The 26,616-nt window shown below is 37.1% G+C and carries 19 protein-coding genes and 2 pseudogenes; 9 read left to right on the top strand and 12 right to left on the bottom strand.

From position 1 onward, the window contains the following. The first annotated feature begins 209 nt into the window (after nucleotides 1-209). The 9 genes and pseudogenes from wzy (at nucleotide 210) to AVJ20_RS13065 (ending at nucleotide 10,891) form a co-directional block, all read left to right on the top strand. Nucleotides 210-1,376 (top strand): oligosaccharide repeat unit polymerase, encoded by a 1,167-nt coding sequence (gene wzy, locus AVJ20_RS13105; RefSeq protein WP_111885524.1) that lies wholly within the window; start codon nucleotides 210-212, stop codon nucleotides 1,374-1,376. A 100-nt stretch (nucleotides 1,377-1,476) separates the two neighbouring features. Further along, entirely contained in the window at nucleotides 1,477-2,577 is a 1,101-nt protein-coding gene (locus AVJ20_RS13100; RefSeq protein ID WP_111885523.1) for a glycosyltransferase family 4 protein, read from the top strand. Next, nucleotides 2,574-3,680, top strand: a complete 1,107-nt coding sequence (locus AVJ20_RS13095; protein ID WP_111885522.1) for a glycosyltransferase family 4 protein — start codon at nucleotides 2,574-2,576, stop codon at nucleotides 3,678-3,680. The genes AVJ20_RS13100 and AVJ20_RS13095 overlap by 4 nt, the downstream gene beginning before the upstream one ends. A gap of 105 nt (nucleotides 3,681-3,785) precedes the next feature. Continuing rightward, on the top strand, nucleotides 3,786-4,409 hold the full coding sequence (locus tag AVJ20_RS13090) for a sugar transferase (RefSeq protein ID WP_171319282.1): 624 nt from the start codon (nucleotides 3,786-3,788) through the stop codon (nucleotides 4,407-4,409). Between the two features lie 23 nt (nucleotides 4,410-4,432). Next, complete coding sequence (gene galU / locus AVJ20_RS13085) at nucleotides 4,433-5,308, top strand: UTP--glucose-1-phosphate uridylyltransferase GalU (protein ID WP_111885521.1); 876 nt, start codon at nucleotides 4,433-4,435, stop codon at nucleotides 5,306-5,308. Between the two features lie 14 nt (nucleotides 5,309-5,322). Then, nucleotides 5,323-6,577, top strand: a pseudogene (locus tag AVJ20_RS13080) (UDP binding domain-containing protein). Continuing rightward, a pseudogene (gene pgi, locus AVJ20_RS13075) lies at nucleotides 6,577-8,249 on the top strand (glucose-6-phosphate isomerase). The pseudogenes AVJ20_RS13080 and pgi overlap by 1 nt, the downstream one beginning before the upstream one ends. Beyond that, the gene (gene galE, locus AVJ20_RS13070; RefSeq protein WP_111885520.1) at nucleotides 8,242-9,255 is read left to right on the top strand and encodes a UDP-glucose 4-epimerase GalE; all 1,014 of its coding nucleotides are present in this window, start codon (nucleotides 8,242-8,244) and stop codon (nucleotides 9,253-9,255) included. Before pgi ends, galE begins: the two are co-directional and overlap by 8 nt. Nucleotides 9,256-9,448: 193 nt before the next feature. Then, nucleotides 9,449-10,891 (top strand): capsule assembly Wzi family protein, encoded by a 1,443-nt coding sequence (locus tag AVJ20_RS13065; protein ID WP_111885519.1) that lies wholly within the window; start codon nucleotides 9,449-9,451, stop codon nucleotides 10,889-10,891. Nucleotides 10,892-10,943: 52 nt separating this feature from the next. On the opposite strand, the gene AVJ20_RS13060 is transcribed toward AVJ20_RS13065, so the two are convergent. The 12 genes from AVJ20_RS13060 to ribE form a co-directional block, all read right to left on the bottom strand. Then, nucleotides 10,944-12,314, bottom strand: coding sequence for a phosphomannomutase CpsG (locus AVJ20_RS13060; protein WP_111885518.1), 1,371 nt, complete (start codon nucleotides 12,312-12,314; stop codon nucleotides 10,944-10,946). Between the two features lie 150 nt (nucleotides 12,315-12,464). Next, a complete protein-coding gene (locus AVJ20_RS13055) occupies nucleotides 12,465-14,078 on the bottom strand; it encodes a Tn7-like element transposition protein TnsE (RefSeq protein ID WP_111885517.1) in 1,614 nt (537 codons plus the stop codon). After that, complete coding sequence (locus AVJ20_RS13050; RefSeq protein ID WP_111885516.1) at nucleotides 14,078-15,625, bottom strand: TnsD family Tn7-like transposition protein; 1,548 nt, start codon at nucleotides 15,623-15,625, stop codon at nucleotides 14,078-14,080. The genes AVJ20_RS13055 and AVJ20_RS13050 overlap by 1 nt, the downstream gene beginning before the upstream one ends. Nucleotides 15,626-15,650: 25 nt before the next feature. Next, the gene (locus AVJ20_RS13045) at nucleotides 15,651-17,333 is read right to left on the bottom strand and encodes an AAA family ATPase (protein ID WP_111885515.1); all 1,683 of its coding nucleotides are present in this window, start codon (nucleotides 17,331-17,333) and stop codon (nucleotides 15,651-15,653) included. Continuing rightward, complete coding sequence (locus AVJ20_RS13040) at nucleotides 17,330-19,450, bottom strand: Mu transposase C-terminal domain-containing protein (protein WP_111885514.1); 2,121 nt, start codon at nucleotides 19,448-19,450, stop codon at nucleotides 17,330-17,332. The genes AVJ20_RS13045 and AVJ20_RS13040 overlap by 4 nt, the downstream gene beginning before the upstream one ends. Continuing rightward, complete coding sequence (locus tag AVJ20_RS13035) at nucleotides 19,437-20,183, bottom strand: TnsA endonuclease C-terminal domain-containing protein (RefSeq protein ID WP_228157212.1); 747 nt, start codon at nucleotides 20,181-20,183, stop codon at nucleotides 19,437-19,439. Before AVJ20_RS13035 ends, AVJ20_RS13040 begins: the two co-directional genes overlap by 14 nt. Nucleotides 20,184-21,010: 827 nt before the next feature. After that, the gene (gene glmS / locus AVJ20_RS13030; protein WP_111885513.1) at nucleotides 21,011-22,849 is read right to left on the bottom strand and encodes a glutamine--fructose-6-phosphate transaminase (isomerizing); all 1,839 of its coding nucleotides are present in this window, start codon (nucleotides 22,847-22,849) and stop codon (nucleotides 21,011-21,013) included. A 12-nt stretch (nucleotides 22,850-22,861) separates the two neighbouring features. Then, nucleotides 22,862-24,226, bottom strand: coding sequence for a bifunctional UDP-N-acetylglucosamine diphosphorylase/glucosamine-1-phosphate N-acetyltransferase GlmU (gene glmU, locus AVJ20_RS13025; RefSeq protein ID WP_111885512.1), 1,365 nt, complete (start codon nucleotides 24,224-24,226; stop codon nucleotides 22,862-22,864). Nucleotides 24,227-24,247: 21 nt separating this feature from the next. Continuing rightward, nucleotides 24,248-24,724, bottom strand: coding sequence for a phosphatidylglycerophosphatase A (locus AVJ20_RS13020; RefSeq protein WP_078194116.1), 477 nt, complete (start codon nucleotides 24,722-24,724; stop codon nucleotides 24,248-24,250). Nucleotides 24,725-24,746: 22 nt separating this feature from the next. After that, nucleotides 24,747-25,664 (bottom strand): thiamine-phosphate kinase, encoded by a 918-nt coding sequence (thiL, locus tag AVJ20_RS13015; protein ID WP_111885511.1) that lies wholly within the window; start codon nucleotides 25,662-25,664, stop codon nucleotides 24,747-24,749. Nucleotides 25,665-25,684: 20 nt separating this feature from the next. Further along, a complete protein-coding gene (nusB, locus tag AVJ20_RS13010; RefSeq protein WP_111885510.1) occupies nucleotides 25,685-26,134 on the bottom strand; it encodes a transcription antitermination factor NusB in 450 nt (149 codons plus the stop codon). A 4-nt stretch (nucleotides 26,135-26,138) separates the two neighbouring features. Further along, on the bottom strand, nucleotides 26,139-26,609 hold the full coding sequence (gene ribE / locus AVJ20_RS13005; RefSeq protein WP_111885509.1) for a 6,7-dimethyl-8-ribityllumazine synthase: 471 nt from the start codon (nucleotides 26,607-26,609) through the stop codon (nucleotides 26,139-26,141). Nucleotides 26,610-26,616 lie beyond the last annotated feature (7 nt).

Genomic DNA, 26,616 nt, shown 5'->3' with positions numbered 1-26,616 from the left:
CATTGGTATCCCACAAGTTTTATTTAAGATAGCAACATATATGCCTAACACTTTTTTTGTTTTAGTAAGGTTGAGAAGTAAATTAAAATATGGGCTGCATTGATTAAATTGTATATGTGGTATTCCGTTTTTCTGGTTGGATTGATTATTGCTACTTATAAATGTATGTTGATGCGTTATGTTAGTAGATTGTGATATGAGAATTTTTTATGCTGAAAATTAATCCTTTCTATTTGTTAATGTTGTTTTATTTGATTGTTAATTTTATATTTGCAATTATTGGTTTTAATAGCAATAGGGTTGATATAGAACTTACTTTGTTTAATTTAAAGTCTTCAAGTTTCTTTGTGGCTTTTATTTTTCAGTTGTTAGCTTGTTGTATTATTTTTATTGTATTTTTTATTTTTAAACAAGTAAAAGGTATAAGAAATGAATTTTATATATATAATAAAGGGGCATTTGTTTTATTCTCATTTCAACTTTTATTTTTGTTATACAATGCATACTATGGTACTAATATAGCAGGAGTTTCGGTAAAAGCTACTAATCCAATTTTGAATACATTTTTTGTGCTACTTCCAGCTGACTTATTTTACATATTGTTTTCTCCTTTTATTAAATCTAATAAGTTATTTTCTTTGAATAGTATTTTATTTATTGTTTCTAGTACACTTCGAGGATGGATGGGGGGCGTGTTATTAGTTTTCTTTATTTATGCTTGTAGAAAAGAGTTTTTAAGAGTTTCTTTAAAGAATCTTATTGTATATTTGTTTTTTTTCGTATTAGTATTATTTTTGGTTCCATATTTAGTCTTAATGAAATGGGCTATGAGATCAAATGATAGTATTTTTTCAATTTTTGAAGTAGTTGATAAAAATAGTTATATTACACTATTGGATGAAAGTTTATATTTTATCTTTAATAGGTTTCAACATAATTATCACATTGCTTTAATATGGGAGAATTCAGAGAAACTGATCCAAGCTTATAATTCTAATAGAATTTTACCATATTGGGGGGAGGGTGTTATACAAACAATTTTTTTAAAAATATTTGGTACCCAAGATACTCCAACTCTAGCCCAAGCTATGGTTTACATGTTGTTTTCCTCACGTGGTGATTGGAATTCAAATCCAGGATTGGCTGGTTGGTTAATTATACTTCAAGAAAGTTTCATTTTTTATATTCTTTATATTGTGATTATATTATCACTAGGTTTTTTTATAGCTAAGAAATTTTATGGTAATAAAATGCTACTTTTGGTAGGAGTATTTTCAGTTTTTTATTTATTTCATGGTTGGATTGGCGCATATGTTACAATGATTACTTATTTGTTATTTTTTACTATAATATCAAAAGTAAAATTTAGAGTCTAAATATGAAAAATAAATATGTTGAAGTAATTTCAGTCGTATTTTACGATATTTTAATTATAAGTATATCAATGTTATATCTGATTTAATTGTTGAGGTTTTTGTGAATATATTGCAGGTTATTGATTTTTTACCAGAAACTAGTGGTGGTGCAAGATTTGTAGTTAATTTATCTAAAGCATTACTGGAAAAAAATATAAATGTTGATGTGCTGTTAATAGATGGACATGAATCACATTTTTTACGTGAGCTTGAGGAATCAAATATTCATGTAATTAAGTTGTCAAAAAATGCGAATAGATTTAATCCTTATTTTGCTTATAAAATATCCAAGTATTTAGATAAGTATGATGTTGTACATGTACATATTTTTCCTAGTTCTTATCAAGTTGCATTGGGACGAATTCTGAATAAGAATTCAGCACCTATTGTTTTTACAGAACATAATTCTTTCAATCGAAGAGCATCAAATTTTTTGTTTAAATATATTGAAAATTTTATATATAAAAAATTTTCACATATCGTTTGCTTGTCTCAGCAGGTATTTGATTTTGTTTATTCAAATTTAACTGTAAAGGCTGATAAATTAACAATTATTGAGAATGCTATTGATGTTAATGCTATTAATTGTGCATTACCTTCTAAGAGAACCCAATACAAACTTAATGAAAATGACTTTTTACTTTTAATGTCTGCAAGATTTACATCTCAAAAAAATCATAAAGTTATTGTTGATACGCTTAAAAATTTGCCATCCAATATTAAAGTTTTATTTGCTGGAGAGGGAACAGGGAAAAATGATATTGAGTTGTTAGTTAAAGAGAATAATCTATCAGATAGAGTTTTTTTTCTTGGCTCTAGAGGAGATATTTTTAATTTGATGCATATGGCTGATGTTAATATATTAGCATCAAATTTTGAGGGTCTTTCTTTAGCTGCTTTAGAGGCTATGTCAACAGGTAAGCCGTTTGTAGCTTCCAATGTTGATGGGTTAGATTTTGTTGTTAATAATCCTCAATATTTATTTAATAATAATACTGAGAGTTTGGGCAAATTGATTTTAAAACTTTATAATGATAAGTTTTTTTATGATGAGTGTGCAAAATATACATATAACCGATCCAAAAATTTTGATATGAAAATTATGGTTGAAAAGTATATAAAAGTTTATGAAAACCAAATTATTAGTAAGGATTTAAAGTGAAAATCGCTCATGTCCAAGTTGTACCTCAGTTATCCGGAGCTCAGCAGGTTTCTTTGGATATTATGTCTAGCTTGGATTGTAAAAATCATGATCTATATATGATATGTGCTAAACTTGAAGACTTTAGTGAAGATTTTATTAATCAATTTAATGAAATTGGTGTTACTATTATTGAAGTGCCTAATCTAAAAAGGGAAATAGGCAAGCATGATTATTATGCGTTTAAAGATTTATATAAAATTTTTAAACTTTATAATTTTGATATTATTCATACTAATTCAACTAAACCAGGTATTATAGCAAGAATATCTGCTCGATTGGCAGGATGTAAGAAAATTGTGCATACAGTTCATGGTATTGCATTTCATAGCCATATCCTTTTTTTTAAAAGAATTATTTTCTATTTTGCGGAATTGTTTTCTTTATATTTTGGTCATTATAATATTACTGTTAATGATTTTTATAAAAAATATTATCCTATTGCTAATACTAAAACTATATATAACGGTGTGGATTTTTCGAAATTCCAAGTATCAGATAATTCATCTAGTCCCAATTCAGGTTTGAATTTTGCTTTTTTTGCTAGATTAGATGATCAAAAAAATCCAATAGAATTTATCAATGCTATATATCTTTTGAAAGTAGAAGGTGTTCTTGATTCTAATCCTGATGTAAGATTTACATTAGCAGGTAATGGAGAATTAAAATCTAAATGTGAAAGTATGATAAAAGAATTACAGTTGGAATCAACTATAAATATTGTGGGGTGGATTTATGATAAAAATAAATTTTTAAACTCAGTGGATGTGATATGTCAACCATCTAAATGGGAGGCTTTTGGCCTTAATTTTGTTGAAGCTGCATTTTTCAGAATTCCTGCTATATCTACAAAAGTTGAAGGAATACCTGAAGTGGTTTTAGATGGTCAAACTGGTTTGCTATATGATGGTGATGCTGAAGGTTTGAAAGAATGTATAAAAAAATTTATTTTCAATAGAGAGCTTGTTATTGAGTTGGGTTCTAAAGCTCGCAAACGTGCATTAGAGAAATTTAGTATGCAAGAGATGGTAAAAAAATACCATCAAATATATTTTGAAAACTAAATCGAATTATGGTTGTACAATCTGGTAATTTTTAATTAACAAACTTATGGGATTATATATACTGTGCTTAGTATAATTTTCTCTTTAAGAAAAGTGGTTGAAACAATGATTAAAAGAATTTTAGATTTTTTAATTGCTTGCATAGCTTTAATTATTTTATTCCCAGTTTTCCTCTTAGTAGCGTATAAAGTTCGTCAAAATTTAGGTTCTCCTATTTTTTTTCTGCAAGAACGACCAGGAAAAGACGCTAAAATTTTTAAGATGATTAAGTTTAGATCGATGAAAGATGCCTTTGATAAGGAAGGCAATCCTTTACCTGATGATCAAAGAATTACGCCATTTGGGCATAAATTGCGTGCAACTACTCTAGATGAAATGCCACAGCTTTTAAATGTATTAAAGGGTGAAATGAGTATTGTTGGTCCTCGACCACAAATGAAAGATTTCTTAGAACATTACTCTGAACATCAAATGCGCCGTCATGAGGTGAAGCCTGGTATGACAGGACTCGCTCAAGTTAGTGGTCGTAATAATTTATCTTGGGAAGAAAAGTTTGATTTAGATGTCGAATATGTGGATACCCATTCAATTTGGCTAGATTTTAAAATTATGTTTAAAACAGTTAAAGTAATGCTGAAAAAAGAAGGAATTAATGCACCAGATCAAGAAGTTGGTGCAGTGCGCTTCTCTAATCAGCACAATTCTCAAGCTGATTCTCTTCGTAAATAACATCTTATTTTGTGTAAAATGCAATGATCAAAAAAGCTATTCTCCCAGTCGCAGGCCTTGGCACTCGTTTTCTTCCTGCAAGTAAATCTATTCCTAAAGAAATGGTCACTGTTGTTGATCGTCCGGCTATTGAATATGTGGTACGTGAAGCCGTCGCAGCAGGTATTGAACAGATTATTTTGGTGACACATAGTTCAAAATCATCAATTGAAAACTACTTTGATCGCAACTTTGAACTTGAAACAACTTTAGAAAATAAGAAAAAATTTGATTTGCTTAAAGAAATTACAGAAATTCTTCCACCGCATGTCAGTGTGATTAGCGTACGTCAACCACATCCACTCGGTTTAGGACATGCTGTACTGTGTGCAAAAGCAGTTGTTGGTGAAGAGGATTTTGCGGTATTACTGCCTGATGTATTGGTTAAAGATGTTGAAGCAGAGAATGATCTCAGTTTGATGATCCAACGCTTTAACGAGACTCAAGCAGCACAAATTATGGTGGAAGCTGTACTTGATCATTTGGTGGATCAATACGGTATTGTTGATGTTGCTAAAATACCTACTGAAGGGCATAGCATTCAAATGCAAGGCATTGTCGAAAAACCTGCTGTCGGTACCGCACCATCAAATTTATCAGTGGTGGGGCGTTATATTCTCCCTGCTCAAATTATGACTTTACTTGAGCAAACCCCCAAAGGTACGGGTAACGAAATTCAATTAACGGATGCAATAGCGATGCTACAGCAAACAGATGTAGTTGAAGCCTATCGTATGAAAGGCCAGACTTTCGATTGCGGAAGTAAACTAGGCTATTTAAAAGCAGTACTACATTATGGTATTGATCATCCAAAATTGGGTGACGCGTTTAAGAATTTGATTCAAGAACTCAAATTATAAATAAAGGTAAATTGATGAAAGTTGCAGTCTTTGGACAAACCCTTTATGCAGGTGTGTTGGCTGCATTGTTGGCGGAGTGTGGGCATCACATATTTTGGTGCAATGTCCTTAAAAAAACAAATTCTGAACAATTTTATACACAAGATGATGCAGTGAAACATCTTCTGGATAAGCAACTAGAAAAGGGTTTTTTAAGTTACTGCAATTTTGATCAAATTCCATTTGATATTGATGCGTATTTTTTCAGTTTTCTACCAACAGAAGAATATCAGGGTGTTGAAATTTTAAAACAATTAAAATTGCGCCCAATCATCCATCCAAAACTGATGATCAATGCTTCTACCTTGGGGCTACACGGTACGGATAAATTTCAAGGTCATTTGCCTCATGATCAGTGGGTTTATTTACCCGATATGATCCAAGAAGGTAATGCACTATCCAGTATGACTCAGGCAGAGCCACTCATTGTGGGGTGTAGTGATGAGAAAACTCAAATCAAAATAAAGGAATTACTGCGGCCTTTATTCCCAAGAGACAATCAATATCTATTTATGCCTGTATTAGATGCTGAGTTCACAAAACTGAGTATTTCCGGTATGTTGGCAACGCGAATTAGTTATATTAATGACCTTGCTGTTGTTGCAGAAAAGCTTGGCATTGATATCGAATATGTCCGTCAAGGTATGGCTGCAGATAGTCGAATCGGTGGATCATATTTGTCGCCTGGCGCGGGTTTGGTGGGAAAATTTTTCCCATGATATTCAGACTTTAACGCATACCGTATTGGGTAGCGGTGCCAATAGCCAATTGTTGGCACAAGTTTGGGACATTAACGAACAGCAAAAAGAAATCTTGTTCCGCAAGTTGTGGAATTACTATCAAGGCAACTTAGCAGGGAAAACGGTTGCGATTTGGGGCGCTGCCTTTAAGGAAAATACGGGTCGTATTCAACAATCGCCGATTCATGCGATGTTAAATGCCCTGTGGGCGCAGGGTGTGATTGTAAAATTACATGATCCTCAAGCCTTGCCTGAAATCGAAAAAGAATATGGACAACGTACAGATCTAATCTATTGCAAGGACCAGTACGAAGCGACTCAAGATGCACATGCATTGTGCCTACTGACAGGGTGGAAGCAATATTGGAGCCCAGATTATCCTGCATTGCTTAAAACCATGCAGCATCCACTAATTTTGGATGGTCGAAATATTTATGATCCTGCCTATGTCAAATCACAAGGCTTTGCTTATATGGGAGTAGGACGCTAATGGCTGCGCCAATTTATCCCTATCCTGTTGAAAACTTAGATACTGTAATTTCAGGTTTGAATGAGTTAAAAGTAGAGTTTAATTTAAAGCATTTAACACAATTATTCGCTGAAGATCCGCAACGATTTGATCGATTCAGCGTGTCTTTAGCGCCAATTTTATTTGATTTTAGTAAGCATCGTATTAATCAAAAAGTATTGCAGCACTTAGTACAGTGGGCAGATGCGCAAAATTTAAAACCGTGGATTAAACGATTATTTTCATCTGAAAGTATTAATTATACTGAACAACGTGCAGCCATGCATTGGGCACTACGTTTACCGAAAGATACACCGCAGCATGCAGATGTTGCAGCGTTGGTACATACTCAACTTGAACGTATGTATGCCTTGGTGGATAAAATCCATGCTGGGCAATGTCGGGGTGCCACAGGTGAAGTCATACAAAATGTGGTGAATATTGGGGTAGGCGGTTCAGATTTAGGTCCGTTGATGGTTAGTCATGCCTTATCTGATTTTAAAAAAACCACTGAAAAGCCTTTAAATATTCATTTTGTCTCAACCATTGATGGGACTCAGCTTTCAGACTTATTACATCAGTTACGTCCAGAAACAACGTTATTTGTGATTTCATCCAAATCCTTTGGTACGATTGATACTTTATCCAATGCACAAACAGTTCGTATTTGGTTGGAAAAAGCTTTGGGGCAAGAACCACAAATTTTGAAACATCATTTTATTGGGGTATCGACTAAGCCTGAAAAAATGACTGCTTGGGGTATCGCTGCTGAAAACCAATTCTTATTGTGGGATTGGGTCGGTGGTCGTTATTCATTGTGGTCTTGCATTGGTTTGCCCATTGCGCTCACCATTGGCGTAGACGGATTTAAGCAATTTTTAGCGGGTGCGCATGCGCTTGATCAGCATTTTCAAAATGCGCCTTTGAAAAAAATATTCCTGTGCTGATGGGTTTGTTAGGAGCTTGGAATAATAATTTCTTAGATATACAGACCCATGCAGTCTTACCTTATGATGGCCGCTTAAAGTATTTTTCTGCCTATTTACAACAACTTGAAATGGAGTCGAATGGTAAATCGATCCAGCGTAATGATCAAAAAGTACAATGGGATACCTGCCCGATTATTTGGGGGGAAGTTGGACCGAATGCACAACATGCTTTCTACCAGTTGTTACATCAAGGTACACAATCCGTTAGTAGTGATTTTATCGCACCTGTACAACGTTATAAGGCGCAGCAATTTACCTATGTGGACAATGCCGAGTCCTTAATTGAACAACATCATTTGGCACTTTCAAACTGTTTGGCACAGTCTCGGCTGTTGGCTTTTGGTAATCAAGCTTTAGATCCAGCCGAAGTTGCTACATTAGAAAGCTATAAGCAATACGAAGGCAACCAGCCAAGTACAACGATACTGTTACAAGAACTTAACCCATATAGTCTAGGTATGTTGATTGCGATGTATGAACATAAAGTCTTTGTTCAGTCTGTACTATGGAATATCAATCCCTTCGATCAATGGGGTGTAGAAAAAGGCAAAGAAATTGCCAATCAGCTACTGCCTATTTTGAATGGTGAACAGAGCGATTTATCCAGTTTAGATGCGTCGACACAAGGGCTCATCAATATTTTAATGGGAAAGGAACATGTCTAAAGTATTAGTTACAGGTGGTGCAGGTTTTATTGGTTCGCACACCTGTCTAGAGCTTTTAAATGCTGGCCATGAGGTGGTTGTACTCGATAACTTATCGAATAGTTCAGCAGAATCTTTAAAGCGTGTACAAACGCTAACCTCTAAAACATTAGACTTCATTGAAGGTGATATTTTAGATCAACAAATTCTAGATCAGATTTTTAACAGCCATAATATTGACGCTGTTATTCATTTTTCTGGTCTAAAAGCAGTGGGTGAAAGCCAAGAATTTCCACTGAAGTATTTTGAAAATAATATTTCGGGTTCTATTAGCTTGATCAAAGCGATGGAACGCGCAGATGTCTTTAATCTGGTCTTTAGTTCATCTGCAACCGTTTATGATGAATCCAATGTTTCACCCTTAAATGAAACGATGCCAACAGGTATGCCAAGCAATAACTATGGTTACACCAAGTTGATTGTCGAGCAGTTATTGGAAAAAATGGCAGAATCAGATACGCGTTGGTCCATTGCTTTATTACGTTATTTTAATCCAGTTGGTGCTCATAAAAGCGGTCAAATTGGTGAGGATCCGCAAGGGATTCCAAATAATTTAATGCCTTATGTCACCCAAGTTGCGGTAGGGCGACGTGAAAAATTGTCTATTTTTGGCAATGATTACGAGACAATAGATGGCACAGGCGTTCGTGATTATATTCATGTTGTAGATTTAGCCAACGCACATTTATGTGCCTTAAATAATCGGCTAAATGCGCAGGGCTGCCGTGCATGGAATATTGGTACTGGGAATGGTTGTTCTGTACTTGAAATTGCCACTGCATTTGAAAAAGTGAATGGTATTCAAATTCCTTTTGAATTTGCACCACGTCGTGCTGGAGATGTTGCGACATCATTTGCCGATAATACCCGTGCTGTAGCAGAGTTAGGTTGGCAACCTCAGTTTGGCTTAGCAGATATGCTGTTAGATAGCTGGAACTGGCAAAAGAAAAATCCGAATGGTTTTTAACGTATCGGTCTAATTAAGCTTAAAAACATAGATAGGAGATGAGCGAAGAAGAGCACGATGATTTCAGTTGATTATCTTGTTTGTTCATCACTTTCTTTCGTGTATCAATTCTGCAAATATTGATATACATATGCTTTAAAAATGAAAAATATCGTTATGATGTTTGACAAAATAGCTAGGATTTTAAACGTAGATGAAAGATAAATATTTAAAATTAATGTCTTTGGCTGTTTTGTCAGCTTTTTCATTACCTGCCATGGCGCAAGGAATTGTCTTAAATAATGAAGATTTACGTACAGATCTAAATTGGCTGAATCAACAAGGTGTGATTCAAATTAGCACATCAACTTGGCCATTGAGTAGCGAAGAAATACAACGGGCTTTATCGAATGCTCAAATTGAAAATTCAGTTCAACGAAAACTAATCGATCAAGTCCGTACTCATCTAGAAACAGAAAATGCACCTGTCAAACTCGCATTATTTGCCGAAACTGATCCACAAAATATCCCACAAAAATTTGCGGATGAGCAAAAGTCACAATATCAAGCAGCTCTTGAGTTAAATGCTGGTGGTGCACAATGGGATGCACGACTGCGTGTGAATGCAGAAAAAGACCCAATTATTGATCATGGGCAAGATGTGAATGTCGAAGGTTCCTATATTGCAGGAAAACTGTGGAATCAGTGGTTGATTGCTGGTCAAATTCCAACTTATTGGGGACCTGGACATGAGGGTAGTTTAATCCGAGGTGATGCGAGTCGCCCTGTATATGGCTTTACTATGCAAAGAGCAGACCAAAAAGCCTTTGAAACTAAATGGCTGTCTTGGATTGGGCCTTGGCAATATCAAGCTTTTGGTGGGCAGTTAGATGATTATGCTGCAATTCCTGATGCAAAACTATTAGGTCTTCGTCTTACTGCTCAGCCTTTGCCTTATTTAGAATTGGGTGCGTCTCGGGTTCTTCAATGGGGCGGAGAAGGGCGTTCAGAGAGTTGGGATTCATTATGGAATGCCATTAAAGGCAATGATAACTTCTATGATGGTGATTTAGATAAGTCCAATCAAATTGCAGGATTAGATGCACGTCTAAATATCAATCATTTCACGGGCATTCCGATGAGTATGTATGCTCAATATGTAGGTGAAGATGAGGCAGGACTTTTGCCTTCTAAGAAAATGTATTTGGCTGGCGTAGATTACTCTTCCCAATTCAATAATATGCCATACCAAGTTTATGCAGAGTGGGCAGATACGCGAACCAATGGTGAGACAAAAGGTATTTCATATAACCACTATATTTATCAAGATGGTTATTACCAGCATGGTTTCCCTTTAGGGCATGCTATGGGTGGCGATGGTCAAATGTATAGTATCGGTGGGGATATTCGTTTTGATGCAATGAATCGTCTAAATGGACGTGCTTTTGTTGCTAAGGTGAATCAGTCAAATAAAAGCATGAATCACGCTTTTCCGGTAAATGATGAGCTGAAAGGGATTGATTTAACATGGACGCATCAACTACGCCGCGATATACCATTAAAATTGAGTGGTTGGATTGCAGATTCGGATCGTAGTGGAAAGGATAGTGGTGTTTCGGTCGGCTTAGAGCTGCCTTTGGATCGATCTTTGTTTTAATTGAAAGCAAAAATGAAAAAAAAGCCGAATAACAAATTATTCGGCTTTTTTATTAACCAAGAATAAGTTGGGTCAGTTCATCGACATAGCTTTGCATTGGTTTGGCATTTTGGTCTGCACGACTTTCAATGTTCAGACGTAATAATGGCTCTGTATTGGATGCACGGACATTGAAGCGCCAAGCCCCAAAATCTAAACTCACGCCATCTGTATAATCAATTACTGGATTTTGATTGGCAAAATGATCAAAGATCTTTTGAATGGTGGCTTGGGTATCAGCGACTTTAAAGTTAATTTCACCGGAGCAGGGGAATTTGGCAATCATATCTTCAACCAGTGAAGAAAGTGTTTGCTGTGTTTCTGAAAGTACAGAAACGGCTAGCAACCACGGAATCATGCCGCTGTCACAATAAGAAAAATCACGGAAATAATGATGTGCTGACATCTCACCGCCATACACTGCATTATGCTCACGCATTTTTTCTTTAATGTAGGAATGACCCGATTTAGATTGAATCGCTTGGCCTTGATATTGCTCGATCACATCAAAGGTATTCCAAACCAAACGAGGATCATGCACAATTTTTTCGCCTGATTGTTTCAGTAAGAAGGCTTGGGCTAATAAGCCAACAATATAATAACCTTCAATAAATTGACCTTTTTCATCAAAAAGGAAACAACGGTCAAAGTCGCCATCCCAAGCAATGCCCATGTCAGCGCCATACTCAAGTACAGCATTGCGAGTACTATCACGATTTTCAACTAAAATCGGGTTGGGGATGCCATTTGGAAATGTGCCATCGGCTTCATGATGAATCTTGATAAATTCGATAGGCACATTCAGTTCTTTAAACTTTGCTTCAATCGCATCAATGACATGACCTGCGGCACCATTGCCTGCATTCACAACCAGTTTAAGCGGACGGATTTTTGTCGGATTAATGTAGGTCATCAGATGATTGATGAATTCAGGCAAAATATTATAGGATTGAATTTTCCCTTTTTGAGCGACCTCTACAAAACTCCCTGATTCTGCTAAAGCTTGAATGTCTTTCAATCCGGAGTCAGCGCCAATAGGTCGTGCATTTTCACGGACCAACTTCATGCCGTTGTAATCCATCGGATTATGACTTGCAGTGATTTCAATGCCGCCTTGAACATCGAGATGGAAAGCACCGAAATAAATTTCTTCTGTGCCTGTCATACCCAAATCTAAAACATTCACACCGGCATCATTTAAACCACGCATGGTCGCTTGTTTCAGGCCTTCGCTGCTGAGACGAATATCACAACCGACGACAATAGTTTTAGGCTGATAGATTTGGCCATAAGCACGTCCCACTTTATAAGCAATGTCTTCGTTGAGTTCTGTACCAAGCTTGCCACGAATGTCATAGGCTTTAAAGCATGTGAGTTTTGTCATGTAAGTTCTCAAGATCCCTGAAAATATATAAGATATGGTCATAGTATAAGGCTAAAAATATGCGATCTTGTTACTTTCATTCTTAATTTTTTGAGTCAAAAATTACATTTTTCTTAGCCACGGTATTTGGTTTGAGCATGAATTTAGGATTCATAGTAAGTTCGATCTATATTTCCATTTTTCTAAAATACGTTGTGCCCAGTCTGAATAGTATTGGGTACTAATTGCAAGGTATTGTTTTGAAGGATGATTAATCATTATATGTGATTTGATATTGTGCACTTCAGTAATAAAGGCCTTAGGCCAGCTTAAAGACTGCGACAAAATTGCAATTTTGAAAGATTCTAAAGTCTTTTCCAGAAAGATTTTACTTGTATTAATATCATATGGTACGAGTAATGTGGAAATATTCTTTTTTTCATCAGAAGTATCAATTTCACATAAATAAAAAAGCTTATTATCTTCTTGGTCGAGTATGAGGGTTACATAAAATCGGCGATCTTGACCATTAGTCAATTTATGCCCCCTGAATCGGCCATATTTTATGAAAGGCTGATTGTGAGTATAATTGATCTTATATCCTTTTTTTCGTATCTCTTCTAGCATTTTACTGAAATCTTGATAGCTGGAGCTTTCAAATTCGGTTTCTGATTCTATAGTAAATCCTGGTAGTGTACCTTCATCTTCTCCTTCTCCACCAGAAAATGGTTGGTCCATTTGATGAGTTTCCCCATTGACGTGTTGTCTTTGTATATTAATTTCTGAACATGACGTATTTAGTGAAATTTGTAGATCTTCTACAGTATAAATTTGCCCTACAATATTTCGTAATTGAGCAATTTGTGAGTCAATATCAGCATTAGCTTCATCATCAAGTTTAGACTTATCCTGACTTGCCTGTTTTTTATTAGACTTTTTTGTATCCAATATGTTTTTAGCCTGTCCTAGGCTTTTTTTAGAGACAAAATGAAATTGAACAGGCTTATGTATTCCAGTTTCCAAATTTCCAAATGAATTAATACGTTCGATCCGAAATATTTTTTTATCCGGATAAATACATCCATCAACATCGAGTTGAATGTTTTTTAGTATGGGTACATTCATATCAAAGTCATAGTCTTTAGACGGAGCTTGATTTCTAATAGTCTTTTCATAAATGCTTAAAAAAGATTGGTTTAGTTCAGGGTGTAATAAAATTAATGCTAGTTTTTTTAGAAAAACAGGATCCTTCAGATCTTTTGCTGTGATTTTTCTGTTTGGAGCAACAAAAATATGAAACGCTCTAGTATCATCATGATCAACTAGGACATCAGTTGTATATCTTTCAGAAAATAATGCAGCCCGCAATAGGTATGGATGAGAGAAAAAAAGATCTCGTGCGAGTATCAGTTTAGGTAATTGGATGATCCAGCCATCGTTAAATACGTTGGTATCGCTATATGGAAAACTAAAGCATGGACGACCTCTATAGGTATGAAGAGCGTTCACCTCGGGATGTTCAGTATTGGTATTATTCAATATTCCCAAATCAATCTGAGTGAGCTTATGGTTGACTAAAGGTACAGGATGAGAACTGCTCATAGGTGTTTTGTGGTGATATAACAGGATACTTTCTATTGGCCTTTTAGACGGAAAAAAGTGTTTTTCCTGAGGATTGTACATAGTAGTATGAATATTGAAACGAGTCTCACCACGATGAGTTATCTTTGTTGCACTGTAGTATTCTGTTGATTCTGGTAAACATATGAATGGAAGATTAGCCACTATTTATTTCCCTTAATATTTTCAAAAAAACGATGCGCTTCTGGTGTTAAACGTTCAAGGCTTAATCCGGATAGTCGAAGAAAGACACTCGGTGGATAGGACAGGCTTTCAATGTGTTGACGAATAAATGTTCGTGTAAGACGTCGTATTTGATAACAATCTACAGATTCAGCGTAACGATCTAGAAAGGCGGCAGTCAATGGGAGAAAATTCCAGTTTTTTTCAATCATACTCACCGAACCAAGTTGTTTAATAAAAAACTTTTTTGTCCATTGTGGAGAGTCGAGATCTTCTAATAATTGATCCCGGATTTTGATGAGCTGTTGAATAAACTGTAGATCTCTCTTTTTCCAATCTACACGTGTCTTGGTAATAGCAGAAGGCAATATCACAGCAGATTGATTTGTCAGTAATAGCCAGTCCTTATGATTGCGATATAAACGAGCATAAAGTGCCGGGTCACACTGACGCGCCTGCTTAGCAGAATTTTTCTGAATTAATTTTGTCCATTGTTTTTGATCTTCAGATAAAATCTTATCTACTTTATTATTAACCCATATAGGTGGAGCTTCGTCCGCTTGATCCAAGTCGGTTAGTTCGATTGATGCTTGGCGAATATATTGCTCATATATATCAATCGGTTTTTGCTCTGGAACAAGAGCTTTTAATACAATGAAATGTTCAAGATAAGAAAATGCTTTACGATGTTTTCGGCATATATTCTTGAGCCAGCAGTTCTCAGATAGTAGATCACCTAAGTGATAGTATTGAAGAAAACTTTCACCCCAATAATCGACGACAAGCTGACGAACTTTTTCATAGTTGATATTTTTGTGACCTAACAGTAAATCACTGTCTTTTAAGAGATTGAAATAGGCATTCGATAACATCGGAAAATTTCGCACACTGATGTGGGGGGAATGACTGAGTAATTCTTCGATTAATTCTGCAAGTTCGATATGGCGATCTAAGTCATGTGCATTAATTATAAGTTGTGAAGAATGCTGAAGAGCATTTAAATGAGCAGCATAAAATTTTCGGTCTAGTCCATTACATGGGATCGAGCTTATAAAAAGGGCAGACTTATGTTTTGTACAATATTCATATCCTGTAATCTGCCAGCTGCGTTTCCAGTAAACTTCACCATATTGCTCGATATGTTCTTGCCAGCAATGCGGGCAAAATCGAAAAAAACTCACTGATTTGATCAGCGATGCATTTTTCCCTAATTTAGTATGCAAGGGATAGTGTTTCTCACTCCGTAATGCCTCCACTGCATAATGCATTACTGTATCAGTCTGAAATGGTAGATAAATGGGTAATAGAGTGTGCTGGCTGATCAAAGTAAGCGCATTATATTGGTCTGGTAAATAACTGGCCAAAGTATCTATATGCGAAGGTAAATCGTAAGTCGGAGTTAGGTTCCTGTTTTTGAATAATTCTTCAGTAAGGTATTTGGGGCTTAAAATTCCATTGTGAATGGCATAACGTGCAATCACACTGTAAATTAACTCATCTGGATATGGTGTTGGAAAATTTGAAATCATAATACCCCTACTCTCTATTTTTTACTTAATGCAAAACAGGACAGGTAGGATCAAACAAATAGTGAGATGATTTTAATAATTCATAAACATCTACTTCCTGTTCTTGTGCTTGACTGAAAAAGTTTCGTAAGTCATTCGCTTCAGTATTCTTCCATTCCTCTGCTTTCATGACTTTACGAGATTTTCGTGGCTTTCTTACTGTAGTAGTGGATTGAGATTGGCCAACCTTATCAATTACTACAGAGTTATCTAATACTTCCAAAATATGTTGGAGTAATACTTGTAAGTTTTCGTTTGGGTATTTTTTTAATGTAGATGTGACATGTGATTCTATTGTCGCTGCGGAGTGGCCTAAGGTCGTGAGCATACCAATAAGGACGGAATAATGTGGTCCTAGATCTTTATGCTGTTTTTCTGTTTTTAATACCGCTTTAACATGGTGCTGTTCAATATATTTCTCAATTTGAACTTGAGGAATAGTGAGGTCAGAATATCGTGCAATACGTGTAGGATTGCCTGAACGCAAGGCATCTAGAATGTCATGAACTGGCTGCAATTGTTCTTCGTAGACTTTTTTAAATAATTCTGAGGTGATTTTTTCTAGACCGATAGTGATCGCATGAATTTGCACTAGACAGAACAACTTAACCACTAGATCTGGAATACCCTGTGTAAAATAATACCAAGTGGTTCTTAACTCATCGGTCAGTTCAGTAGGTTGTTGAACCCACTGGTATTGCCATAATTTGTTGGTAAAAGCATACCATTCAGAAATGATCATTTGATCAGTAGTACTAGGATCGGGTGTCGGTACTTCATTACGCATAGGCTCCCAGATTAAAGAGCCTAATCCCGCACTGCGTCTAGCTGACCTCAAGTCTTCTTGTAGAATTTCATTAGCTTTAGGTGTCCCAATCATTACGATTGGGATAGATGCTACATTCACTAGTGTGACAAAGAAATTAAGAATGATCTCAGCCCCACCAGATTTTTTTGTATTTAAATGCTGGATTTCATCGATGATTAAAAGTCCAATGGAATAATTGTTTGCGATGATTTTCATCTGCTGGAGCATTGCATTCACATTTAAGCGGCTTCTAGTAAAGCGATGCTCAAAGTTCGTATCTCCTAATGCTAAATCTACTGCTCTAAAAAAGTTTGAGCATAAGTTTTTTAAAGAGCTGTCATGCGGACAATCAATTTTAAGGTAAACAATTTGTTTTAATCCTAGCTCTCTATGTTCAATCACTTGTGGGTAATAACGCAAAATCTTGTTTATTGTTGTTGTTTTACCGCTTCCCGAACATCCTATAATTGACATGCTGGTTGCGGTTGACTCTGGAGGTGCATAGCGGTAAGAGCTTTCATTTGAAAGTTCTAGTTGCTGAAAAGCGGCATTTAAATGTCGCTGTCTATCCCCATTAGTGATGTTTCTACTCACATAACCTTGCCGAATCATAATAGAAATTTTTTGTTCAAGAGATAGGTGCTTAGTCAATGGTTGAAAAAAATCATGGGGCAGTTGGGCAATCAGATGGATTCTTTCCGGCTGAGGTAAAAAACGTTGTTCTGGAATAAATTTCAATTTCCCACGTAGGTGCTTAATGACTGACTTAGTGTCAAGGATAGGTGGTAATTGAGTAATGAGAGGATTATTCCCATAGATGTCTTCTATGGAGGTATTGAGCTTGTGTTCATTATTATTCATTCTTCATCATCCTCTTCAAATAATTGTCTCATTAAATCTGGTTGATTTGTTAAATCCAGATTGTCACTTTGAGTTTGGGGTGTTTGAGTGGTGTTCTGTTTTGGATAGATCGTCTGGATAGAATGGCCAACTCTGTTCTGGATGTGTTCCTCACGTTCTACCTGAATTGCCTCTTGTTTGTTCTGGCGGATATTCCGGGTACGCTGTGCTTTAGAAAGCTGATAAATGCCAGATTGAGCTTGCCGACTCCGTGCTGTCTGTATGATTTTGTCAGTAAAATCCTGTAATTCGCTGACGGCTACAGACTTGAGCTGTGAATGTTGTTTTTCAACAGTTTTGATGGCTTTTTGAATGAGTTCAGCTTCCCACCAGGTTAGATGCTGATATTGACGCGAGGCATCACTTAAATGGGCTTCCCAGTATTCCAATTTATTTTCATCAAAGAAAACATAAATAGTATTTACTGAATATGGGTCAAAACCAATCTGTAATTTTTTTGGGCGAGATTTTGTAGTATTCCTTACAAACCAGCCTAGTTTATGCATTTCTACACATTGATAGACTAATCCTTTGACTTTAAGTCCGTGGTCACTTAAGGAAGCATCGATCCTAGGTAGCAAGCCAACATATAGTGATTTGTTATCCACTTGTCTCAACATCCCAGTACGGTGCTGTAGGCCCCACTGCCAGAGCTTAAGAGGGATAGAAGGCAGGTCAGTTGGCATATCGGCACTGCGATCATATTTTGTCAAAATGTCAAAATTATTGCGTAATAAGACGCAGCTTAATATGATTTTTCTGAATTCTTCCAGAGTCAGACAAGCTTCTAGCCGATAATCATGTCCGCCTTTCTTTTTTTCCTTGAATCCAGAAACAACACCGATATTCTCGTAGGATTTAAAGCGTGACTGAATAATTCCGAAAGCCCTTTCCACAATACCTTTGGCATCGCTTCGATACGGTGGCGCATTTTCAATTCGAACAGAAAAGTTTTTTTCAAGAAGTTCAATTTGATATCCAATTAGTTCACCGCGGTCTGCAAGTATGGCACCAGGTAAACCATAAATAGGCCAGTCTTCCGGTTGGATTTGCAAGCCGTAACTCTGACAGAATGTCACTTTATCTTGGATTGCGACGCTAAGGCATTGTATGGCTATGTTAAATGAACTGTTTTCCATACCGACATAAAGCCCAGTAATCATCCGGCTGAATACATCGATAACAATATATACGGTAGGTCTGCCAATAATCTGTGATGGATCTCGTGATGATACAAGGTAGATGTCAGCAACAGTTGAATCTATCTCATAACGTGCACCAGGACCATTTGCTTGCTTGGTCGCTGTTGAAGTCAAAGGTTTGTGATCTTTCAGGGTTTTCTGATTCGTCAGAATTGCCTTGGAATTGGTCTTATTTCTGTATCGCGTATTATAAAAATAATAAAATTGAGCATAAGTTGGAATATCGGCAGCTTGCACTTGATGAAAGTGCTTGGAAAACAAATTTTTAAACCGAAGATAAGTTTCGTTAATGGATTGTTTTTTGACAGGAACTAAATACTCTTCGATGGCTTTCTTAAAATATAATTCAACCTGTTCAGTGACATTCTTACCTTCATTCGATTCATAGATGCGTGGTCTGCCAATTTTTTTATCACCTATGGCTCTTTTTTGGCCTTTTCCACCTGAGTTTTCATAGTCCGGTACCAAAGCATTTATAGTTTGACCACGCTGCCAGTAGCGTCTTAGGAGTCGTAGAATTTTATTAATTGATACTTCTTTTTCTAGATGTGTAGTTTTAATTTTTGCAGTCCTGATTTTTGCATTGATAAGAACTTGTTCATCATTAATTAAATCTTGAATAATTAAAAAGTTGTCATCTCTTTTTTTGAGTTGAATCGAGTTTTCACCCAAATTTAATAGTTTTAAATATTCATAAGGATCTTGTACTGGTATCAGGCTTTGATTATCTGATAGAGTTTTAAGTTCCTCGGACAAAATGAGTTCAGGGAAAGCATTTTTATTATCAATCGCAATCCATACCGTATATTGCGGTAAGAATTTGAGTATCCGGTATTGTGTTGAATTCAAGACGTAAACTGAATTAATTAGTTGCATGTACTGTATTCTCATTCTGGAGCAAATTACTTGCATGAATATCAGAGAGTTTAAGCTCCAAGTACGAAATTTCTAGATTAAATTGCAGTATTCGCAGTGCAAATAGTTTTCTGAACAACGCGAGCGTCGTTCCGATATCCAGTTTTTGAGTTTGGTCAATATGCTTACAGAAGGTGATTAAGGAGCTTTGAGGATACTGGCTAATTTCTTCCATAAAATAAACTGCTTGATCAATCATGTGATTCGTTATTTCAAGATCATTTTTTTCTACATACAGCCATTTAATATTTTCTAGTACCGTAGCAGGGATGTCTTTTTCAGTAATCAGCTTGAACGGGGTATTATGCTCTTCCTCCCAGTAACGACGTTTAATTTCTAATGACTCAATAATATGAGCTTTATTCAGATCCTTGCTGTAAAGAGTGTCAAGGGCTATAGAAAACTTGCCGAAATCAACTAAAAAATCTGAAGATAGGGTAAAAGGTATATAATCAATCGATACCTTTTTCATCTGATAACGAGAACAGATGGAGTTAAGATCATAAATATCCAAAGGATAATGTTCGCGAATATCTGTAACGTTTTGATTCCAATCAAGTAGCAAAAAAGTGGATAGTTCTAGATCAGAAAAAAAAGTGATGGAGGCGTTTGCTGACTCGGCCTTGTACTCTGTGAGAGCGACCAATTGAGCTAAAGTTATGAACAGTTTTACACGGTTTATAATCACGTCCATGACCTTGACCATATCCTTGAGTTATCAATTCTTCGTAGTTTTTTATAATTTTTGCCATAACGAAGACCAAGAGGTTGTGGTTGATAATTAATCATATCTAATGAGGCTAGATTTTGTATTTGGCATAATTATACAAACTTAAATATATTTAAATACAAATAAAATTTTATAATTTTATTGATATTGTTTATGTAAATCAAATATTTATGTTTTTACTGGGTATTGTAACACTCAATTTATAAGTTTGAAAAACGTTGAAGATAGGCAAAATCGCTCATAGTAATTTTTCATGAATAAATCTTAAGGTCATTTTTTACCTTTTATACCTAAAAGAAGGCTTAAATATTGGTATTTAATTAAGTTTGTTTTATTTTTATACTTAAGTTATTGATATTGATTGTTTTGCTTTTATAATTTTGAAAATTAAGTTTGTATATATATTTCTATATCAAATATTGAGTGCAATTAAGTTTGTATGCTTATTTCTTTTTAAAAGCGTGATTTTGCTCAGGGAGGTAGAAATCATCTTAAGAATGATTGGTATTTTAAAAAGATAATTTTAAAAAAGTTAGGCTACTCAAGTGTGAAACTAGAGTTGTAGCTTATTGAATATTCTGTATATTAATAATTTTTTTTATATGAATGTTAAATTGAATTCAAGTATATTAAAAAACCTACAAATCTAGTGAGGTATCACCAGATTTGCAGGTTAGAATATGTGTTCGTTTATTTAATTTTTGTATAAACTAAAATAATTAAATCCAAACTTAATTATTTCATACAAACTTAATTATATGAATACAATTCCAGCCCTTGATCAAAAATTATTATTCCACCGTCACAGACTTCGCCAAGTTACGTGGCTGATCGACATCAGTACCACGTAATACTGCAACATGATAAGAGAGCAGTTGTACTGGAATGCTATACACAATCGGCGCCAAGATTTCATTCACACTTGGCACATACACAACATGTTGACGATCTTTGGCTTTGATCCCGCTATTTTCATCAGCGAAAACAAATAACTCACCACCACGTGCTTGCACTTCTTCCATGTTCGATTTGAGTTTGTCCAACATGTCATCCTGTGGAGCTAGAATCACCACAGGCATATCATTATCAACCAGTGCCAATGGACCATGTTTTAACTCACCAGCCGCATAGCCTTCTGCATGGATATATGAAATTTCTTTAAGTTTCAAAGCACCTTCAAGAGCGATAGGGAACTCAGTTCCACGACCCAAGAATAGGCAGTGATTTTTTTCAACAAATAATTCTGATAGACGTAGAATCTCAGCATTATTTTGTAAAGTATCTAAAATCACTTTTGGTGTATGCCAAAGCGCTGCAATAATTTCAGAAACACGGTCAGTTGAAATGCTTTGCTTAATTTGACCAATTTTCAATACCAATAGCATCAATGCCGCAAGCTGTGTGGTAAATGCTTTAGTCGAAGCAACACCAATTTCAGGGCCTGCGAGTGTTAACAAACTATAGTTGGTTTCACGTACCATTGACGAAGTTGCGACGTTGCAAATGGTCATGGTGGTGATATTCAAGCTTTTCGCTGCTGCACGTTTTTGCGTATCACGCAGTGCAGCTAAAGTATCGGCTGTTTCACCTGATTGAGAAATACAAACATACAGTGTGTTATTCACAATCACAGGCGAGCGATAACGGAATTCACTGGCAATTTCGACTTGGCAAGGCACGTCAATGAGTTGCTCAAACCAATATTTGGCAATCATGCCGGCATGGTAGCTGGTACCACAAGCGATGATTTGCACTTGTTGAATTTGGCTGAAATCTTGAGCTGCATTGGCAAGGAAATCATCACGAAGCGCATTACCATTTAAGGCTTGTGAAATCGTTTGTTTAATCGCTTCCGGCTGCTCATAAATTTCTTTGAGCATATAGTGTTTATATTCACCTTTTGAAGCATTGCTGACAGTCGCATCAAGCTCTTTGATTGGGCGATTCACCAATTTACCATCGACGAATACTTCAATAGTATTACGTGTCAAACGTGCAATATCACCTTCTTCAAGGTAGATAAAACGGTTGGTAATTGGTAAAAGTGCCAATTGATCCGAGCTAATAAAGTTCTCGCCAATACCGACACCAATCACGAGAGGTGAACCTTCACGCACCGTGATTAATTCATCAGGATGGTCGGTATGTACGATACCCAGTGCATAAGCACCTTTGAGTTGAGGCACCACACTTTTAACCGCTTCTAAAAGACTCGGGGTGCTTTTTAAAGCGTCATTGACTAAATGTGCGACAACTTCTGTATCTGTTTGTGAGGTAAAGACATAACCAATCGCTTCAAGATCATCTTTAAGCTCTTGATAGTTTTCAATAATACCATTGTGAACAACAGCAACATTACCTGAAATATGCGGATGGGCATTATTTTCAGTCGGTTTACCATGGGTTGCCCAGCGCGTATGTGCAATACCGACCGAACCTGCGATATCTGCTTCTTCAACGGCTTGTTCAAGATTTGCAACTTTACCTACGCGACGTTCACGTAGAACATGGCCTTTATTAATCAGCGCTAAACCTGCAGAGTCATAGCCACGATATTCAAGACGCTTTAAGCCTTCAATTAAAATATTGGTAATACTACGTTCTGCAACGCCACCGACAATACCGCACATAATTTAATCCTCTTATTTCTTCAATTTTTGGGGACGTTGATAGTTTTCTTTGGCAAATTGCTTCGAACGTTCTACCGCAAGGCTATTGTCTGCCACGTCACGTGTAATGGTTGAGCCAGCACCCACTGTTGCACCATGACCAATGGTGACAGGAGCGACTAATGAGCTATTTGAGCCGATAAAGGCTGAGTCACCGATAATGGTTTTAAATTTATTTGCGCCATCATAGTTGCAGGTAATGGTGCCTGCGCCAATGTTTGAACCTGCACCGACTTCTGCATCACCTAAATAGGTAAAGTGGTTGGCTTTTGAGCCGACGCCAATGCTTGAATTTTTAACTTCAACAAAGTTTCCAATATGTACTTCTGCAGCTAATTTTGCGCCTGGGCGTAAACGTGCAAATGGACCGATTTGAGCTTCTTCACCAACAATGGCGCTGTCAAAAACGCTATATGGTTGAACTTTAGTGCCTGCTGCAATCTTGGTGTTTTTAATCACACAACCTGCACCAATTTCAACGTTATCACCGAGTTCAACATCACCCTCAATAATTACGTTGATATCGATACGGACATCTTGACCGACAGTCAGTGTGCCACGTAAGTCGAAACGGGCAGGATCAATCAGGTGAACGCCTTGTTGCATCAGTTGTTTAGCTTGGAATGCTTGAAATTCACGTTCAAGGGCAGCCAATTGTACGCGGTCATTGACACCTTCCACTTCGAACGCACGTTCAGGTTCAACAGATGCAACTTCGAGACCGTCAGCAATTGCCATGGCAACGATATCGGTCAGGTAATATTCACCTTGTGCATTATTATTGCTTAATTTTGGCAGCCATTCATGCAATTTGGCATTGCTCACTGCATAAATACCGGTATTAAACTCTTTGATTTTACGTTGTTCTTCAGAAGCATCTTTATGTTCAACAATGGCTTGAATCTTGCCATTTTCACGTACAATACGCCCGTAACCTGTCGCATCATTAACCGTTAAAGTTACTAAGCCAATACCTGTTTGAGTAGATGCATCTAATAGTTTTTGTAATGTTGCTTCAGTGATACAAGGCACATCACCTGAGAGAATCAAAGAAATCCCAGTTTTTGCTAGGACAGGGAGAGTCACTTTGACTGCATGGCCTGTACCCAATTGTTCTGCTTGTTCAACCCATTTGACATTTTCATGTGCAAACGCGTTTTGAACCAATTCACCGCCATGCCCATAGATGGTAATTATTTCTTCTGCATTTAATTTTTTCGCAGTGTTGATGACATGGCCGAGTAAAGGTTGTCCTGCGAGTGGTTGTAATACTTTGGGTAAACGAGAACGCATACGTGTCCCTTTACCTGCAGCAAGAATAATAACGCTAGTAGACATGTTTAATCCTAGGTGTTTCTATTACATAGACAAAATATAAAAATAAATACAGATGCAAAGCGCGGCCCAAAGACCTGCAATAATGTCGTCAAACATGATGCCAAAGCCACCACCGACTTGACGGTCAATGACACGAATAGGCCACGGTTTCCAGACATCAAATAAACGGAATAAAGCAAAACCAATCAATGCCCAAGTCCAGCTCATTTGCCCAAGATATAAAATTGGGAGGAAGGTAATGGACTGACCGGCAAATTCATCCCATACAATGCGCCCATCATCATGCACGCCCATGACTTTGGCGGTTTGACCGCAAATATAGATCCCAATAATCGACATGATGATCATGACTATAATGGAGTTGAAAAAGCCGATTGCAAGCCAACCTGGAATAAACAACAAAGCAAAAGCAGAGCCAAAGGTGCCCGGTGCTTTGGGTGCAAGACCCGAGCCAAATCCCACGCCACAAAAGGCGATGACTCGGTTAAACCAAGACATGGATTTAAAGTTAATGGCTGGCTTATGCAAAATGCTGGTATCCCTTAAATTTTATGACTTGGTCCACACCGTGGTTGTTATAACGGATTCCCAAATTTGGGGTGATTTGACCGATTTTACTAATGTTTACATCTAATTTTAGTTGCAGAAGTTTTTGATAATTCTGCGGACTTATTGTAAAGCATAACTCATAGTCATCTCCACCCGCGAGGGCGTATTGCCACTGCTTTTCTTGTTGTAATTGTTTTACATCGTGATCGATAGGAAGTTGATCTAATTCAATTTCTGCACCGACGTGTGAAGCAGCGAGGATATGTCCTAAATCTTGTGCGAGCCCATCAGAGACATCAATCATACTGTTGGCTAAGCCTTTGAGCTGTTGGCCCAATAAGCAACGTGGTGTGGGATAATCTAAACGGCGTTGTAAGCGATGACCTAAATGGTTTAAGCCAAATGCAGCATCACCGACTTGTCCGCTGACGCAGATATAATCACCGACTTGGGCACCTGAACGTGGGACAGCTTGTCCTGATTCTACCCAGCCGAGGGCTGTAACTGAAATCGTCAGATGTGGACTTTGTGTGGTATCCCCACCGATTAAACTCACACCAAATTGATCGCAACAATCATATAAACCATGACTAAAGCCTTTGAGCCAGTCATGATCAATTTGGGGTAGGCTCAATGCCAATAAAATACTGTGTGGTTTGGCGCCCATTGCAGCAATGTCAGAAAGGTTGACGGCTACAGATTTCCAGCCAATAGCATGTGGGTTGGTGTCGAGAGGGAAGTGACGTCCAGCAACGAGAGTATCGGCACAGATGACCAATTGTTGCTGTGGAGGAGGGGTGAGCAAGGCTGAGTCATCACCGACCCCTAAATCGACAGCACTACTGCTGTGACGATTAAAATAGGTATCAATGATAGAGAACTCAGCCATACAACATACTACTTAATAAATTAATTAGCTTGTTGCTTTTCTGCTGCACGCAATTTAGTCGCTAAACGATCCAATACACCATTGATGTACTTATGGCTGTCTGCACCGCCAAAATGTTTAGCTAACTCGATCGCTTCATCGAGTACGACACGGTAAGGAATCTCAAGGTGTTCTTTGAGTTCATACGAGCCTAAACGAAGGGTTGCAAGTTCAACGCCATCTAAGGCTTCAACTTCGCGATCGAGTACAGGGATTAAAAGCGCATCCAATGCTTCATGATTGGCAACAACCTCGGTCAATAACTCGTGGTAATAGCCGAGGTCGACCTTGTGCATGGCATTATCCACACGTGTACGTGCTTCAATCTCATGCACAGGATTGCGGCTCATTTGCCATTCATAAATTCCTTGTACAGCAAAGCGACGTGCTTTACGTTTTGCTGCATAAGTTGCTTGAAGTGTTTGCGACATAGCGTTAAATAGCCTTTAACAAGTTAACCATTTCAATAGCAGTCAAGGCAGCTTCACTACCTTTATTGCCTGCTTTTGTACCTGAGCGTTCAATCGCTTGTTCAATACTATCCGTAGTCAATACACCATTAATTACTGGTAAGCCAGTGTCTAAACCAACAACGCCTAAACCTTTGGCACATTCGCCAGCAACAAAATCGAAGTGAGGCGTGCTACCACGAATCACTGCGCCAAGCGCGATGATGGCATCGAAACGATCTGAAGCTGCAAGTTTCTTTGCAACCACTGGAAGTTCCCAAGCACCCGGTGCATGAACAATAGTGATATTATCCTCTGATACGCCATGACGTTTCAATGTATCAACGGCACCTTCTAGCAAATGTTCAACAACAAAGCTATTAAAACGACCAACTAAAATCGCATAACGGTCTTCGTTCGCGAGATGTAACATACCTTCAATACGGCGAACTGCCATAGCAACC

It is taken from the genome of Acinetobacter sp. CFCC 11171 (genome assembly GCF_003268405.1).
GTDB classification, from domain to species: Bacteria; Pseudomonadota; Gammaproteobacteria; order Pseudomonadales; family Moraxellaceae; genus Acinetobacter; species Acinetobacter amyesii.
The sequence above is the reverse complement of the archived record's forward strand: the minus strand, read 5'-3'. Positions and strand labels throughout refer to the sequence as shown.